Annotated in this window: 16 protein-coding genes and 1 riboswitch; of the genes, 2 read left to right on the plus strand and 14 right to left on the minus strand. The window is 65.0% G+C overall.

The genetic code is table 11. The features are described 5' to 3' along the window. Window positions 1–145 precede the first annotated feature (145 nt). Window positions 146–736, plus strand: coding sequence for a Uma2 family endonuclease (locus tag QZY48_RS31680; protein WP_295438181.1), 591 nt, complete (start codon window positions 146–148; stop codon window positions 734–736). Window positions 737–842: 106 nt separating this feature from the next. Here the strand turns inward: QZY48_RS31680 and cbiM are convergent, their stop codons facing one another. The 13 genes from cbiM to QZY48_RS31745 form a co-directional block, all read right to left on the minus strand. Further along, window positions 843–1,940 carry a cobalt transporter CbiM gene (gene cbiM, locus QZY48_RS31685; RefSeq protein WP_295438182.1) on the minus strand — a complete coding sequence of 366 codons (1,098 nt, stop codon included), beginning with the start codon at window positions 1,938–1,940 and terminating at the stop codon, window positions 843–845. Window positions 1,941–2,021: 81 nt separating this feature from the next. Continuing rightward, on the minus strand, window positions 2,022–3,188 hold the full coding sequence (locus tag QZY48_RS31690) for a carbohydrate porin (RefSeq protein WP_295438185.1): 1,167 nt from the start codon (window positions 3,186–3,188) through the stop codon (window positions 2,022–2,024). A 357-nt stretch (window positions 3,189–3,545) separates the two neighbouring features. Beyond that, window positions 3,546–3,686: a hypothetical protein gene (locus tag QZY48_RS31695; protein ID WP_295438187.1), complete on the minus strand. Its 141-nt coding sequence runs from the start codon at window positions 3,684–3,686 to the stop codon at window positions 3,546–3,548. After that, the gene (locus QZY48_RS31700; RefSeq protein WP_295438190.1) at window positions 3,673–4,032 is read right to left on the minus strand and encodes an energy-coupling factor ABC transporter substrate-binding protein; all 360 of its coding nucleotides are present in this window, start codon (window positions 4,030–4,032) and stop codon (window positions 3,673–3,675) included. The genes QZY48_RS31695 and QZY48_RS31700 overlap by 14 nt, the downstream gene beginning before the upstream one ends. Further along, complete coding sequence (locus tag QZY48_RS31705) at window positions 4,029–4,700, minus strand: energy-coupling factor ABC transporter permease (RefSeq protein ID WP_295438192.1); 672 nt, start codon at window positions 4,698–4,700, stop codon at window positions 4,029–4,031. The genes QZY48_RS31700 and QZY48_RS31705 overlap by 4 nt, the downstream gene beginning before the upstream one ends. A gap of 140 nt (window positions 4,701–4,840) precedes the next feature. After that, a riboswitch (cobalamin riboswitch) is annotated at window positions 4,841–5,040 on the minus strand. A 625-nt stretch (window positions 5,041–5,665) separates the two neighbouring features. Next, a complete protein-coding gene (locus QZY48_RS31710; protein ID WP_295438193.1) occupies window positions 5,666–5,857 on the minus strand; it encodes a DUF2892 domain-containing protein in 192 nt (63 codons plus the stop codon). A gap of 96 nt (window positions 5,858–5,953) precedes the next feature. Next, complete coding sequence (locus QZY48_RS31715) at window positions 5,954–6,625, minus strand: Crp/Fnr family transcriptional regulator (protein ID WP_295438194.1); 672 nt, start codon at window positions 6,623–6,625, stop codon at window positions 5,954–5,956. A 1-nt stretch (window position 6,626) separates the two neighbouring features. Beyond that, the gene (locus tag QZY48_RS31720) at window positions 6,627–8,330 is read right to left on the minus strand and encodes an FAD-dependent oxidoreductase (protein ID WP_295438196.1); all 1,704 of its coding nucleotides are present in this window, start codon (window positions 8,328–8,330) and stop codon (window positions 6,627–6,629) included. Window positions 8,331–8,597: 267 nt separating this feature from the next. Beyond that, complete coding sequence (locus tag QZY48_RS31725) at window positions 8,598–8,987, minus strand: NifB/NifX family molybdenum-iron cluster-binding protein (protein WP_295438199.1); 390 nt, start codon at window positions 8,985–8,987, stop codon at window positions 8,598–8,600. A 1-nt stretch (window position 8,988) separates the two neighbouring features. Beyond that, the gene (locus QZY48_RS31730) at window positions 8,989–9,909 is read right to left on the minus strand and encodes an ATP-binding protein (RefSeq protein WP_295438201.1); all 921 of its coding nucleotides are present in this window, start codon (window positions 9,907–9,909) and stop codon (window positions 8,989–8,991) included. Beyond that, window positions 9,906–10,784, minus strand: coding sequence for an ATP-binding protein (locus QZY48_RS31735; RefSeq protein ID WP_295438203.1), 879 nt, complete (start codon window positions 10,782–10,784; stop codon window positions 9,906–9,908). The genes QZY48_RS31730 and QZY48_RS31735 overlap by 4 nt, the downstream gene beginning before the upstream one ends. A gap of 5 nt (window positions 10,785–10,789) precedes the next feature. Next, on the minus strand, window positions 10,790–11,161 hold the full coding sequence (locus QZY48_RS31740) for a NifB/NifX family molybdenum-iron cluster-binding protein (protein ID WP_295438205.1): 372 nt from the start codon (window positions 11,159–11,161) through the stop codon (window positions 10,790–10,792). Between the two features lie 71 nt (window positions 11,162–11,232). After that, window positions 11,233–11,499 carry a DUF5320 domain-containing protein gene (locus tag QZY48_RS31745; protein ID WP_295438208.1) on the minus strand — a complete coding sequence of 89 codons (267 nt, stop codon included), beginning with the start codon at window positions 11,497–11,499 and terminating at the stop codon, window positions 11,233–11,235. Window positions 11,500–12,351: 852 nt separating this feature from the next. On the opposite strand from QZY48_RS31745, the gene QZY48_RS31750 reads away from it, so the two are divergent. Beyond that, on the plus strand, window positions 12,352–12,819 hold the full coding sequence (locus QZY48_RS31750; RefSeq protein WP_295438210.1) for a cytochrome c: 468 nt from the start codon (window positions 12,352–12,354) through the stop codon (window positions 12,817–12,819). Between the two features lie 195 nt (window positions 12,820–13,014). Here QZY48_RS31750 and QZY48_RS31755 read toward each other — a convergent pair whose 3' ends face one another. After that, a complete protein-coding gene (locus QZY48_RS31755) occupies window positions 13,015–13,701 on the minus strand; it encodes a cytochrome b/b6 domain-containing protein (RefSeq protein ID WP_295438212.1) in 687 nt (228 codons plus the stop codon). Window positions 13,702–13,852 lie beyond the last annotated feature (151 nt).

A 13,852-nucleotide genomic window follows, 5' to 3' on the forward strand; every position in this document is an offset into this window, starting at 1 on the left:
CCAACGGTCATGGCACCCGCGCCACCCCGGAACATGTAAGTCCTCTCGACCGCTAGCTCGATGGCCAGCGTGCGGGGCGGCGTAGTCAGGGCTTCCAGCCCTGACTGTTCCAGCCCCGACACCGTCAGGCCAGGATGGCCTACCCATGCCCACCGTCATCGACCCACCCGCCACCGACAACGCGGTGCAGCGCATCCTGCTCGAAGGCATCCCCTGGCAGCGCTTCGAGCAGTTGTCCGCCTGCTTCGAGAACAGTCGTGCGATTCGCCTCACTTATCTGGATGGGCGCCTGGAGATCCTATCGCCGAGCGGGCCAGCGCACGCAACGCTCAAGAGGACCATCGGCTATCTGCTCGAGGCCTATTTCAGCGTGCAAGCGATTCGCTTCTACGGCCGCGGCGGCTTCACCCTGAAGCAACCCGGCCGGGCCGCCGGGGAGCCGGACGAGTCTTACTGCATCGGCTCCGACAAGCCCCTGCCGGACCTGGTCATCGAGGTCGTCGTCACCCACGAGGCGCTAAGTAAGCTCCCGCTATACCAGGGATTGGAAATCCCGGAGGTTTGGCTCTGGCGCAACGGCGATCTGGAGGTGCATGCACTCGATCCGGACGGCTACCGCCGCGGCAACCGCAGCCGACTGCTGCCGGACCTGGACCCGGCCCTGCTCGCCGCCCATGCGCGGATGCCGGACCAATACGATGCGGTGCAGGCGTTTCGGCGGGCGATCTCACAGTGAGAAGGCGGGTGCAGGTCGTAATCCCGGCCACCTGGCCGACAGCGGGGCCGCTGGTCCGCGCAGCGGACCCTACGGATCGCGGTCTATGAAACCAGCGCCGCCGTCGTCATGGGGCCGGTGTCGCCCGCGCTGCCCGACCGCCCCCCATGACCGCGGACAGCAGCAGGACGCTCAGTACGACGAGACCGGTACCGACCATGGCGCAGAGGAGGTAGCCGAACGACTCGTGGTGCAGGAAGGCCGGGGCATAGTCCGGCATGGGGGCCGTCCAGAACGCGGACAGGCGCTCCATCCCCTGCGGGACGGACTCCGGCGGCACGACGTTTCCCGAGGCCTGGGCAATCTGCGCCCGCACGGCCGTATCCTTGAGGTCATCCACACCCCATTCGCCCCAGGCGATCCCCCCGGCCAGCAACCCCAGGGGGCTTGCAATCAACAGCGCCGCCAGTCCGGCCCACAGGGCGCGGGTGGGACGCCAACCGGCCGGGGGCATCGCCGCTTGAGCGCCAAGGCTCGCGGCGGCCCGCCGTGCGGACAGGGACAGCAGTCGCGGGTCGACCTTCTGCACGTATGCCACGACACCACCGGAGATCACCGCCTCCGCGAGACCCGCAAAGGACAGGTGTCCGATCATCATGGCCGGAATGGCGATCACCAAGGCATAGGGTGCGTAGAGTGGCGCGCCCGCGGCGTCATGAAAGAAGATCGGTTGGATGCCGAACTGCACCGCGGCCAGCAGCGCCGCCACGTTGATTGCGACATAGCCGGCGGTCGCCGCCGCCACGACACGCCGCGGCGAGGTCAAGGGGGTATCGCCGGAGATCAATCGATAGACCCAGTAGGCGACCCAGGGGCCGGCAATCGCCATGTTGACGCAGTTCGCCCCAAAGGTGGTGATCCCGCCATCGCCGAAGAAAAGCGCCTGGATGAACAGGGCAATCGAGATGGCGAGCATTGCCGCCCAGGGACCCAGCAGGATCGGCGCCACCGCGAGTCCGATCGCGTGCCCCGTGGTGCCGCCGGGCAACGGCAGATTGAACATCATGATGACGAAGGAGAACGCCGAGACCACCGCCACCGTGGGCACCAGGCGCGTCTGCATCTGGGCCTCGACCTTGCGCAGCGCGACGAACCAGAACGGTGCGGCCACCGCATAGGCGGCGGCGCAGGTCAGGGGACTCAGGTAACCATCGGGAACGTGCATGGTGCGGTGCTCATCAGCAGAAATGTGTTGTTGTCCAGTCACGGCACGCGGCCGGACGGCAGCAGCGCCGGGCGCCGGGGGTCAAAATTCCGCCACCGCCCGCAGGCCGAAGACCCAGCCGTCCACGTCGTCCCCCTCGCGGTGCTTGTCCTTCATGTACTGGACATCCGCGCTGAGGGCGAGGTAGTCGTTGAAGGCGAAGCGGTAATAGGCCTCGAAGACGTTGGTGCGGGCGAGCACCTGATCAGCCACCGCCGGCGCCTCGACGGTCCCGTCGACCACCTGCGGATCGGGCGGCTCGACGATCGCGCCCTGGACCGCGGGACTCCAATTGGGTCCCTCCAGATAGGCAAAGGCGATGCCGACGTTGTCCGCCGCCCGGCCCCACGCGGTCCCCTTGAAGTTGAAGCCGCCGGAGTATTCGCTCTGAAGGTCGATCAAGGCGTCGTCGCTTTGCCAGCCCATCCGCAAGAAGACGCCGACCACGGGGCCGAACGCCTGGTCGAAGGACAGCACCCAACCGGCCCTCTTTTCGAGCTGTTCTCCCTGGGGGTCCAGGAAGGCACGCGAGGTGCCGGAATACATGACCCGGTAGTTGCCCTCGCCCAGGGCGGTCGTCAAGCGATAGTCGGCCTCGGCGGCATAGTAGTTGTAGTTGTTGCCGTCGTCGTTCTCGCCCACGTTCATGCCGATACCGCTGAAGGTCCAGTCCCGGAACTTCCACACCAGAACGCCGCCGCCATCGTAGGCGGGCAGAAAGGCGTTGCGGGAATTGACGAAGGCCTCGTTCATGAACTGGGTATATTCGCTGTTGGCGTAGGCGTTCTCGTTGACATAGAAGCCCGGGTCAATGATGCCGCCGGTGAGCTGGAGGGTGTTGTCGGCGGCGAGCTTGAAGGTGTGGGCGTACCAGGCCTCCAGGAGATAGCTGCGGTCGCGCCCGTTGATGTTCTTCACGCCGTCCTCCAGGTCCGCCGACCAAGGCTCGAGGGCGAAGGGGGAGTCTTGGTCGAGCCCGTTGCCGACCGCGAATCCGAACTTGACGAAGAACTGGTCCTGGTCGGTCGGGTTGTAGAACAGCTCCGGCTGGAAGGCCAGGGCACCCCGGCAGAGGTTCTGCGCGTCCGCGAGGCCTGAGACCTGTTGGCACTGGAAGGCCCCCGCCAGGAGGCCCCCGATGGTGAGTTTGTCGTTGACGTCGTAAGCGCGGGCGCTGCCGGTCGCTGTTACGGCGAGTGCCAGGGCCATGAGAGATGCCGGGTGTCGGCGGGCTGCGTTGGAGTCGTACATATGCGTGGGTTCGTCGTCCGGTGCCTGAAGATTTGCCGGCACCGACCGCCCTCGCGGGGACCAGCCGAAGCGCCGAGGGTGAAGATAACACGACTGCATCATTTGTGTTACCCCCTGCCGCTGCTGCAAGGGGCCCGGGCGCGCGGCCGGGCCGGCGGCTTGGCCTTGCCGTAGGGTCCGCTGCGCGGACCGCCGACCCCGCAGGGCACCCGTGGCCGCAACGATGATCAAGCCCATACCGGGTAGTCTTCGACGTCGGGCCAGGATCAGTTTTCCGCCCTCGCCGCCGCCAGTGCGCGCAGGTTGCCCCAGGCGTCAGCACACACAGCAGGGGCCGGTGGTCAGGGGCGGCAGGGTCAGGGCCAGGACCAGCCCCCCGCCGGCGAGCAACAGACGCTCGCCGGGGCGGTGCCGACGCCAGCAATTGGTCCAGGCGTGCCGGTCAATCGCGTGCATCGACGGCCTGCGCGTCGTGCCGGGCCCTGTCTGAGTGCCGGGCCCTGTCTGAGTCCGGTTTGCCCCGCTGCGACTCACCCCGCCGCAGGCCGAGGTAATAGCCGAGCAGACCTGCCCCCAGGGCCGCCTGCAGGGCAAACAACAGACTTTCGATCTCACCGCTCGGCGGCTCCCACAGGGGCCTGAACCAGGGCTGGTAGTCCGGTTGCGCCGCGGTGATCGCCGCCTGGGCCTGGGCATCGGCCCCGGCGAAGGGCTCCGCGAGCCCCCGGGGCAGCGGCAGGATCAGGGGCAGGACGGCGACCACCAGGACCGCCGCCACTAACCACAGGTTGATGCGTCTCATCGCACCACCCCCGGGGCAAAGGCCAATTCGTCGAGGTCGTCACGGCTGTACTGGATCAGCAGGTTGACCACCAGCACCGTGAGCAGCCCTTCGATGACGGCCAGCGGGACCTGGGTCAGGGCGAAGATGCTCCCGAATTTGGTCAAGGCGCCCAGGAAGCCGCTGACCGGATCGGGGAAGGCCAGCGCCAGTTGGGCGGCGGTGACCAGATAGGTCGCCAGATCGGCCAGGGCGGCGGCCAAAAAGACCCCCAGGCTCAGTGGAGCGCCCAAGGCGCGGGCGAGCCGGTAGACCCCGTAGGCGACCCAGGGGCCGGCGATAGCCATGGAGAAGATGTTGGCGCCCAGGGTGGTCAGGCCCCCGTGGGCCAGCAACAGGGCCTGGAACAGCAGCACGATGGCGCCCAGCACCGCCATCACCGAGGGGCCGAAGAGAATCGCCCCGAGCCCGGTGCCGGTGGGGTGTGACGAGCTGCCGGTTACCGATGGGATCTTGAGTGCGGACAGGACGAAGGCGAAGGCCCCGGCGCTCGCGAGCAGCAGCTTCGCCCGCGGGTGCTCCCGGGTCACCCGGGCGACGCTGCGCGCGCCCATGACGAGAAACGGCAGGGACGCGAGGCCCCAAGCGGCGGCGTGAATCGGGGGTAGAAACCCCTCCATGATATGCATGACAACGCTTTCCCCGCGATGAGGGGGATCGTTCTGGGGAGAGACCACGGGACGGGCAGGTCGGCCGACGGCCGGCCCCGGCAGTACCAGGCAAGCGAAGCACTTGCGTCTCGCCACCGGAACACCCCGCCCGGATTGACTGATCGACACGCGACACCGGCAGGTCTCCTGGCTTGCAGGTCGGCATCGACACCCACCTTCCCGACCCTTGCGGCGGCCAGTGGTGATCTCGGGTGCGACTCGCTGCGTACAGTTGCGGGGGCAGCCATGGCTTTGAACCATGTTCCCTTTTCATCCCCCGGGGCCTGGCCGCGGGGGAACCGGTGTCGTTCGTCGGCCACTGTAGGACCTTTTCGCCGGGTGGTCAAATCGGCTTCCGGTCTTACCGATGGCGTTAAATTGAGCCCTGTAGGCTCCTGCGCGCAAGCGGGGGAACGCGCGCGGTCGAGAGTCCGACCTCGGGCCTGGGCGTCGGCGGCAGGTTCAGATCCTGGAGCGTCGTGCGGCGCTGCGCCGCAGCGCCACGTGGCAATGCCTAACTGCCGGTATCATTGCCCGCGACCAGCGCGATCAGAAAGCCGCCGCTCAGGATGCCGGCGATGATGCCGGTAATGGTCAGTGCGTCGAAGCACATGGTTTCGGTCTCCGGATAAGGCCGCTGCGACAGTGTTAGTAACGAGTCAAGAACAAGTCGAACACAAACGCAATCGTTGTCGTTGTCCGTGTCGTTGTCCGTGTCGTTGTCCGTGTCGTTGTCCGTGTCGTTGTCGTTGTCGTTGTCGTTGTCGTTGTCGTTGTCGTCGTAATCCTAATCGGAAAAGCGATGCACTTTGGGGCGCGAGAGAGTCCGGGGCACCACGATAACCTCGATTACGACAACGACAACGACAACGACAACGACGCCAAGAAAGCCATTCTCTAATGGACTTGTTTAACTTATCAGTGCACCGAACCGCCAGGGGCGATCAGCTCTTGCAGGTGTTGAGGCCGAACAGGGTATAGGCCGGGCACCAGCCGATCAGGGCGGTCGCCAGGGGGACGATGCCGATCCAGCCCCAGACACCCAACTGTCCGGTGAGGGTCAGGGCGATCAGGGCAATCCCGACGAGGGCACGCACCGCGCGATCGATGGTTCCGGCGTTCTTGGTAAAGTTCATGAGTCAGGGCTCCAAATGGTTTGTCACTGGGTCTCCCAAGCGTCTTGGGGTCAGCCGTTACAGTACCAGGACAGGTATGAGACTTCAGTGACTTGGTCACAGAGGATCGAAGGCGATTCGCTCCAGACCACGGCGGTCGAGGATCTCGATGGTGGAGCGCCCGAGTCTGACCAGCCCTGCGGTCTCCAGGCGCTTCAAGTGGCGCGACACCACCTCGCGGGCGGTACCCAATTCCACCGCGATCTCCTGATGGGTCGCCGCCAGCGGCGACCCCGGTGCCTCGCCAAGACGCAGCAACAGGAAATCGATCAGCCGCCGGTCGATCGGCCGGAAGGCGAGTTCCTCCATGCGCGCAATTACCTGGGCAATGCGCCCCCCCAGGTTGGCGAACACGAAGCGCCGGAAGGCCGGTGCCTCCTCCAAGGCACGGTCGAAAACCGCCTTGCCGAAACTCAAGACCTTCACCGGGGACTCGGTGAAGGCCTCGGCGGGATAGTCGTCCCCGGAGAGGATGCAGCAGGTGGTCAGGACGCAGGCGTGACCGGGCAGCACCCGGTAGAGCAGTGCCTCGCGTCCGCCTTCGCCGATGAGCTGCACGCGAATACTCCCCGCCAGTACCAGGACATAGTTGGGGCAGGGCGAACCGGCGTGGAAGACGGGCTGGTCCGGCGGCAACTCCAGGGTGTGGGCCGCCGCGGCCAGGGCCCGGGTCGCCGGGTCGCCCGTCGCCAGGCTGGGGAACAGGCCGGGCCAAGTGGTCTCCCGCATATCAGCGTTCCCGCGGATAGGGCCAGGCTGCGACACCGCCCTCCATCACCTTGACATTGCGCCAGCCATACCCTTGCAGGATGGCCGCGCACTCATAGCCGCGCAGCGAGATCGCACAATAGACGATGATCTCGCGATCCTTGTCCGACGGCAGTTCATTGAGACGGGCGCGCAGGGCGCCCTGCGGGATCAGGGTCTCGCCGATGCCGAGCCGCTGCTCCTCGAACTCCCGGGGGGTACGGGTGTCGAGGATGAAACAGTCGGCGCCGGCATCGACGCGCGCTTTGACCTCGGTGACGCCGATACCCTGCATGCGCCCGAGCAGCTTGTTTTCCATGACGTGGGCGCAGACGATGACGTGATCGAGCGCCAGCGAGTAGGGCGGCGCATAGGGCAGGTCCGCGTTGGCCAGGTCAGCGATGGTCAACTGACCGCGGATCGCCATCGCCACCGTCGCGACCCGCTTGCTGACATCCCCGGGACCGATACACTGAAAGCCCAGGACCCGGCCGGTCTTGCGGTCAGCGACCATCTTACTGACCAGCAGCTTGCCGTTCATATAGCCGGGGATATCCAGCCCGGCCACGGTCACCGTCTCGATATCGGTCATCCCCGCGGCGCGGGCCTGCTCCGCGCTCAGTCCGGTGAAGCCGACCGTGTAATCGAAGATCTTGCAGATGCCGGTGTGGGTAACCCCGGGAAATTTCGCGCTGCCTTCCTGGATCAGGTTCTCGCCGATGACCCGCCCCTGAAGGTTGGCCAGATCGCCATAGGGCGCACGCACCTTCGCGCCCGAGATGAGCGAGGTACACTCCACGCAATCGCCGCCGGCATAGATGTCCGGATCGGAGGTTTGCATGAACTCATTGACTGCGATCCCGCCCAGGGCACCGATCGTGAGACCCGCCGCCGCGGCGAGCGTCGCGTTCGGTCTGACGCCGACCGCCACCACCGCCAGTTCGCACGGCAGTTCGGTACCGTTGTCGAGTTTGACCCCGGTGAGTTTTCCATCCTCGCCGAGGAAGGCGGCGACCCCGTTACCCTTGATGATATCGGCGCCGTGCGTGCGGACATAATTCGCGACCAGCTTCGACAACTCGACGTCGAGGAAGGGGAGTATCGCGGCCGTCTTTTCGATCACCGTCGTCTGGATGCCGGCCAGATGCAGGGCCTCGCAGACCTCGAAGCCGATGAGCCCACCGCCCACCACGACGGCGTTGCGGACCTGTTTGGCGTCGCGTACCGCACGCAGCGCATCGGCATCCGCCAGCGAATGCAGGCTAAGAATACCATCGAGATCCACGCCCGGTACGCTCGGATAGAGCGTGGTGGCGCCGGTGGCGATCACCAGCTTGTCATAAGGCAGGGTGCGGGCCGCGCCGCTCGGCAGGTGCTTGCAGGTGACGGTCTTCGCCTCCCGGTCGATCGACAGGGCCTCGGTCAGTACCAGCGCCTCGATGCGCTTGGCCTTCTCGAAAAAGCCGGAGTCCCGCACGATCCCGGCCGGGGTGCAGATCAGCAGATTGCGGTCATCGAAGACCCCGCCGGCATAATAGGGATAGCCGCAGGAGGCCATGGACAGGTCGGCCTCCCTCTGGATGATGGTGATGGCCGCGTGTTCATCCAGGCGGCGGGCCTTGGCGGCCGCCTTGGGACCGGCCGCGGAGCCGCCGATGACAACGATTCTGATCGGTTGCGACGACATACTGGAAACCCTCGGATTAGGAAAGATGCACTAAAGGGACTGTCTAGAGTACTATTTTCGTTGTCGTTGTCGTTGTCGTTGTCGTAATCGAAATTATCGTAGCGCCCCGGATTCTCTCGCACCCCGCAGTGCGTCGCCTCTTCGATTACGATTACGATTACGATTACGATTACGATTACGATTACGATTACGACAACGACAACGACAACGACCGTGTTTAGCTTGTTCTTGGCTCGCTACTTAGGCGCTGGTCAAGGCCGGGAAAACTCAGGCGTGCGCGTGCTCATGCCCGTGGCCGTGCGCCACACTCTCGTCGCACGGCGCGGCGGCCGTCAGCGCCCCGCCCAGGTAGCTCTCCAGCGATTGGCGCACCGTGCCGCTCGCGCCGGTGGCGGTCTTGATCCCCGCCTGGGCGAAGAACTCGATGGCCCGCCCGCCCATGCCGCCGCTCAACATCACCTCGGCATGTTGCTGCTTGATGAAGTCGGGGATCTCCCCGGGCTGGTGGTTTTCGGCAAAGGGATTGGCAATGGTTTGCGCCGCGCGCACCGTCCCGTTGTCCACCTCCACCAAGACAAAGAAGGGGGCATGACCGAAGTGCTGCGCGACCTGGCTGTCGAGACCCTGATCGGTTTCAGCGGTAATGGCGATTTTCATTTCAGACGTCCTGATTGATGGGTGTATTGAAGTTCATGAGGGCCGCGCTCATCCGCTCCCACACGGCGGCAATGGCAACCGCGGCCGGGGCGGCGGGGCGAAAGGCGGTGACCGCCTCGCCCGCCACCATGGCGTCGGCGACCGTCAGATCGAACGGGATAGTGCCGACGGTCGCGATATCGCTCGCGCGACACTGCGCCGCAATGGCCTCCACCCCCGCGGGATAGAGGTCGGCCTTATTGATGCAAACCAGCGCCCGCACGCCGAAATGCCGAACCGTCTCGAGGGTGCGGATCAGGTCGTGGATGCCGGCGACCGTCGGCTCGGTCACGATCAGCGCCAGGTCGGCACCGGAGACCGCCGAGATGACCGGACAACCGATACCGGGCGGTCCGTCCACCAGGAGCAGCAGCCGGTGCTCGTCCAGGGCACGCCGGCGGGCATGCTGCTTGACCAGAGCAACGAGCTTGCCGGAATTCTCCTGTCCCGGGAACAGGTCGGCATGATAGAGGGGACCAGAGCGACAATCCGACACGAAGAAGTTGCCGACCACCTGCTCGTGCATGGCAATGCCCCCGGTAGGGCACTGATAGACACAGGCCGCGCAGCCGTCACAGGCAATGGGGTCCACCACGTAGTACCCATCGCGCTCGACAATCGCGTCGAACCGGCAGACGGACTCACACGCGCCGCAGACCGCACAGCGATCCTGGTCGATCTCGGCCACCTGGCCGCCGCGAAATTCCTGCTGTTCCAGAATCCGCGGCTTGAGGACCAACTCGAGGTTGGCGGCGTCTACATCCGCATCGGCCAGCACCACCCGGTCGGCGAAGGGCCCCAGGGATGCCAGGTGGGCAAAGGCGGCCGTGACACTGGTCTTGCCCGTACCGCCCTTGCCGCTCAGGATGACGAGTTGCTTCATGCGGGCACCCGACTGATGATGTCTTCCAATAGATCACGGAACCCGGATCGGTATTCCGGCGCGGCGGCCACCAGACTGGTGCCGCGGGCGATGGCTTCGGCAATGCGCCGCTGCATCGGGATCCGCAGCAGAATCGGCAGATCGTTGGCGGCACACCAGGCGCCGACGGCGTCGTCGCCGATCCCGTCGCGGTTGACCACGACCCCGGCGGGCAGACCCAGGTCACGCGCGATGGCGGCCACCTGTTTCAGGTCGTGCAGCCCAAAGGGTGTGGGTTCGGTCACGAGCAGGACAAAGTCCGCCCCGCGCAGCGTCTCCACCACCGGGCAGGAGGCGCCGGGAGGGGCATCGCGGATCTCGATGTCGCGGGCCCCTTCGCCGCAGGCGGCGGGCGGGATCGCCGGGGACCACTGCTTGAGTTCACGCAGGATCGGCACCGCCATCGGCTGGCCGACGTTCATCACCCCTTGGGCAAACGCGATGCCCTCCGGGGTACTGCCGCTGTCGATCACCCCCAACACCGCGAGCCGCTCGCTGATGGCCTGTTCCGGACAGACCAGTGTGCAACTGCCGCAGCCGTGACACAGGTCCGGGAAGACCAGGGTCTTGCCGCCGATGACGGCGATGGCGTGGAACTGGCAGACCTCGGCACAGGTGCCGCAATAGGTGCAGGTCTGGGCGTCCACTTGCGGCACCAGGATGCCGACCTCGCGGTGGCTGTCCAGGACCGGGTGCAGAAACAGGGCGGCGTTGGGTGCTTCCACATCGCAATCGCGAAAGCACACGGCGTCCTGCTCCGCGGCCACCAGCGCCAGGCTGGTGGCCACGGTGGTCTTGCCGGTGCCGCCCTTGCCGCTGGCGACGACGATACGCATCGGCACTAGCCCCCGTGATGACCGGTGTGGCTGGGGGCCCCGGCCTGGATCAGGTCGCCGGCCTGGAACAGGGCCAGGATGTCGGCGGCACTGCGGGCCTCATTGCCCGCCGCAAGCAACATCGCGATCCCGGCGGCGGACAGGGTGTCGAAGGCCTTGGGTCCATAGGCCCCGCTGACGACCGACTGGGCGCCGAGCTTGGCGACGAGTTGCGCCGCCTGTACCCCGGCCCCGCCGGTCGCGGACAGGGCCGGGTTGGCATGGGCCGTCCAGGCGCCGGTGTCCGTATCGACCACACAAAAGGCGGCGGCCCGGCCGAAGCGGGCGTCGAAGGGTGAATCAAGGGTCGTACCGGAACAGGAAATGGCGAGCTTCATAATGGATGATGTCCGTGATTGACGAAGCGAGCTGCGCGGGGCGCTCCCGTCGGGATAGCCCCGCGGCTTCTCTATTCCTTGTGGAGTGCGTTGAAGCGTGCCGTCAGCCCCTGGATGGCCGCCTGCAGGCTGGTGATTTGGTCACCGATCCAGGACTGATTCTGGCTGGCGTCGGCGCCTGGGACCAGCCCCGGCGCACCGCGGCCCAGTCCACGACGACGACCGCCGAAGCCGCGACCGCCGGGGCGGCCGGCGCCGCCCTGCCCCGCGCAGCGTCCGGCACCGCGTCCGACATTTGTACCTTGTCCAGTGGGTCCGGTACCGTCTTTATATGGCATACTCTTTACCTCTCAGAGGTTGTATCAATCGCTGTGCTTGACGGTGTCATAAGCCGTCTCAAGCTGAAATCCTGAGGACCAGTGTAAGCAGTTCCTTTCGGCAAGTCGTTGCGAATTGCTGGTCAGAGGCAGGCGATCGACGGAAGCCTGCCAGGTAATTTGCGTCGAAACTCAGCCGGTGTCGATGCGGCCACCTGTCACGCCCTTTCAGGGCTAAGAGTACTTCTGCGCACAACCCAGGGCGCTGCCCTGGGCTGGTATGCGTGACCCCGTTGGGGTCAATCCTCTCACCGGGTGCCTTGGTCTCACGCGGCGGGTCAACTGGCCTGGCATCGTCGCGACCCTGAAAGCCCATCGCGTTACACAAGTCCGCAAGTCATTGCATATCCTACTGGGCACTGGGCGTCAACACCCGTGACGATCAATGTGTTACACACTTATCTAACGCGACGTTTCAAGCCCCGAAGGGGCGTGACATATCAGCCCAGGGCAACGCCCTGGGTAGTACGTTGTTAAGGATCTTAGCCCTGAAAGGGCGTGACATCGGCAAGCAGCCGACGTCGGCTGAGTTTGGACACCAATCACCTCTTGCGATGTCCGCTGGCCGGGCTCAGCATTTCCAGCCTGATAATGTTCGCCCACTTGATCCAAATCGCTGCGGCCACAACTGCGGGCATCACAGAGCAACAGGTTGAGCCGGCGCGTCGCAGCGCGGCGGCATCATCTCGGCGTTGTTGCCCAACCGTGCAGCACCACGATGTAAGCATATGTCAAAACGGCTAGCTCTGGAAACCAGAATCGGCTATCCTGTCAAGCCGAATCGCCCCACTTCACTGAGTATGGAGATTAGATATGAAATCCATTAACACTCGTTGCGCCCTTGGAATTTTCGCCCTTGCCCTGTCCGGCGCGGCGGTCGCCGCTGAGGTCAAACCCGCGGACCAGATCCAGATCCGCCAAGCCGGTTACAGCTTCATGAGCTGGAATATGGGCAAGATCAAGGCCAACCTGGACGGGACCTTTGATGCCAAACAGGTCACCGCGGCCGCCAACACGATTGCCGCGATTGCGAACTCCGGCATGGGCGCACTCTTTGGACCCGGCACTGACAAGGACATCGGCGACGTGCATACCAATGTCAAGCCGGAGTTTTTCCAGAACATGCCGGAGGTCGGCAAGCTGGCCGGCAACTTCGTCGCCGCGGCCGACAATCTCGCCAAGGTCGCCGCGACCGGCGATGCGGCCGCGGTGAAGACCGCCTTTGGTGATGTGGGCAAAAGTTGCAAGGCGTGTCACGATAAGTTCCGCGCCAAGGATTGACGTTGATCCTTAGGTGGCCCGGCGCCGCCCATCCGGGCGGCGCCTCCATCAGGGAATACTCTTCGCGCCGTTGTCGTTGTCGTTGTCGTTGTCGAGATTATCGTAGTATCGCGGCTTCTCCCGCACCCCAAATTGCATCGCTTCTCCGAGCACGACAACGACAACGACAACGATTGCGTTTGACTCGTTAGTATGTCACCAGGTGGGTACCGGTACGGGCAGCGGGGACGGCAAGAGTCCACCACCGGCAATCCACATCGCCAGAAGCGCCACCGCCAGTGCCGTGACCAGCGCCACCCACCCGCCCCCCGTTGCGTTGCGCGCGCCCGGCGCCGTGACCTGCTTCATCCCGTTCAACATGGGTGTGATCAGGTCATCGTTGTGGACATACGTATGGAACAGCACGGCCGCGACATGCAGGGTAATCAGGGCCCCGATGGGCCAGATGGCCTGGCGGTGCAGGCCGCTCAACCAGTCGCTCGTGCGCTTGGTAACCAGGTCCTGAAGCGGACCGTTGAACGCGATGTCATCGTTGGCAAACAGACCGCTGAAGGTCTGAAGCAACAAGACACCGAGCAGCACCAGGACCGACAGGGCGCCGAGCGGATTGTGACCAATCCCCTGCCAACCCCCGCGCAGGTAGGTCAGCAGTGTCTTGGGGCCGGGCACGAATTGAATGAAGCGCGCATAGGTCGAGCCGACCACCCCCCACAGCAGCCGAAACGTCAGCAGGCCGAGGATCAGCAGTCCCAGGCGACCGTGCCAAACCATCCAGTTCCCGCCCGTCAGCCCAGTCAGAAAGGCGCCGGCGACCAAGGCCGTCAGCAGCCAGTGAAACAGACGGGTCGGCAAGTCCCACAACCGAATAGAGTGTTGCTGCATCGTGTTGTTTGTCAGAGCCTTTAGTAAGGAGTCAAGAACAAGTCTAACACAATCGTTGTCGTTGTCGTTGTCGTTGTCGTTGTCGTTGTCGTTGTCGAATCGTAGAAGCGATGACCTTTGGAGCGCGAGAGAATCCGGCGCCCTCGATAAC

Origin of the sequence: uncultured Thiodictyon sp., from assembly GCF_903828115.1 — a bacterium.
In the GTDB taxonomy this organism is placed as follows: Bacteria; Pseudomonadota; Gammaproteobacteria; order Chromatiales; family Chromatiaceae; genus Thiodictyon.

What these genes read in the sequence shown, in the direction of transcription:
- QZY48_RS31680 (WP_295438181.1), top strand. Translation starts at nt 146, where the DNA reads ATGCCCACCGTCATCGACCCACCCGCCACCGACAACGCGGTGCAGCGC.
- cbiM (WP_295438182.1), bottom strand. Translation starts at nt 1,940, where the DNA reads ATGCACGTTCCCGATGGTTACCTGAGTCCCCTGACCTGCGCCGCCGCC.
- QZY48_RS31690 (WP_295438185.1), bottom strand. Translation starts at nt 3,188, where the DNA reads ATGGCCCTGGCACTCGCCGTAACAGCGACCGGCAGCGCCCGCGCTTAC.
- QZY48_RS31695 (WP_295438187.1), bottom strand. Translation starts at nt 3,686, where the DNA reads ATGCACGCGATTGACCGGCACGCCTGGACCAATTGCTGGCGTCGGCAC.
- QZY48_RS31700 (WP_295438190.1), bottom strand. Translation starts at nt 4,032, where the DNA reads ATGAGACGCATCAACCTGTGGTTAGTGGCGGCGGTCCTGGTGGTCGCC.
- QZY48_RS31705 (WP_295438192.1), bottom strand. Translation starts at nt 4,700, where the DNA reads ATGCATATCATGGAGGGGTTTCTACCCCCGATTCACGCCGCCGCTTGG.
- QZY48_RS31710 (WP_295438193.1), bottom strand. Translation starts at nt 5,857, where the DNA reads ATGAACTTTACCAAGAACGCCGGAACCATCGATCGCGCGGTGCGTGCC.
- QZY48_RS31715 (WP_295438194.1), bottom strand. Translation starts at nt 6,625, where the DNA reads ATGCGGGAGACCACTTGGCCCGGCCTGTTCCCCAGCCTGGCGACGGGC.
- QZY48_RS31720 (WP_295438196.1), bottom strand. Translation starts at nt 8,330, where the DNA reads ATGTCGTCGCAACCGATCAGAATCGTTGTCATCGGCGGCTCCGCGGCC.
- QZY48_RS31725 (WP_295438199.1), bottom strand. Translation starts at nt 8,987, where the DNA reads ATGAAAATCGCCATTACCGCTGAAACCGATCAGGGTCTCGACAGCCAG.
- QZY48_RS31730 (WP_295438201.1), bottom strand. Translation starts at nt 9,909, where the DNA reads ATGAAGCAACTCGTCATCCTGAGCGGCAAGGGCGGTACGGGCAAGACC.
- QZY48_RS31735 (WP_295438203.1), bottom strand. Translation starts at nt 10,784, where the DNA reads ATGCGTATCGTCGTCGCCAGCGGCAAGGGCGGCACCGGCAAGACCACC.
- QZY48_RS31740 (WP_295438205.1), bottom strand. Translation starts at nt 11,161, where the DNA reads ATGAAGCTCGCCATTTCCTGTTCCGGTACGACCCTTGATTCACCCTTC.
- QZY48_RS31745 (WP_295438208.1), bottom strand. Translation starts at nt 11,499, where the DNA reads ATGCCATATAAAGACGGTACCGGACCCACTGGACAAGGTACAAATGTC.
- QZY48_RS31750 (WP_295438210.1), top strand. Translation starts at nt 12,352, where the DNA reads ATGAAATCCATTAACACTCGTTGCGCCCTTGGAATTTTCGCCCTTGCC.
- QZY48_RS31755 (WP_295438212.1), bottom strand. Translation starts at nt 13,701, where the DNA reads ATGCAGCAACACTCTATTCGGTTGTGGGACTTGCCGACCCGTCTGTTT.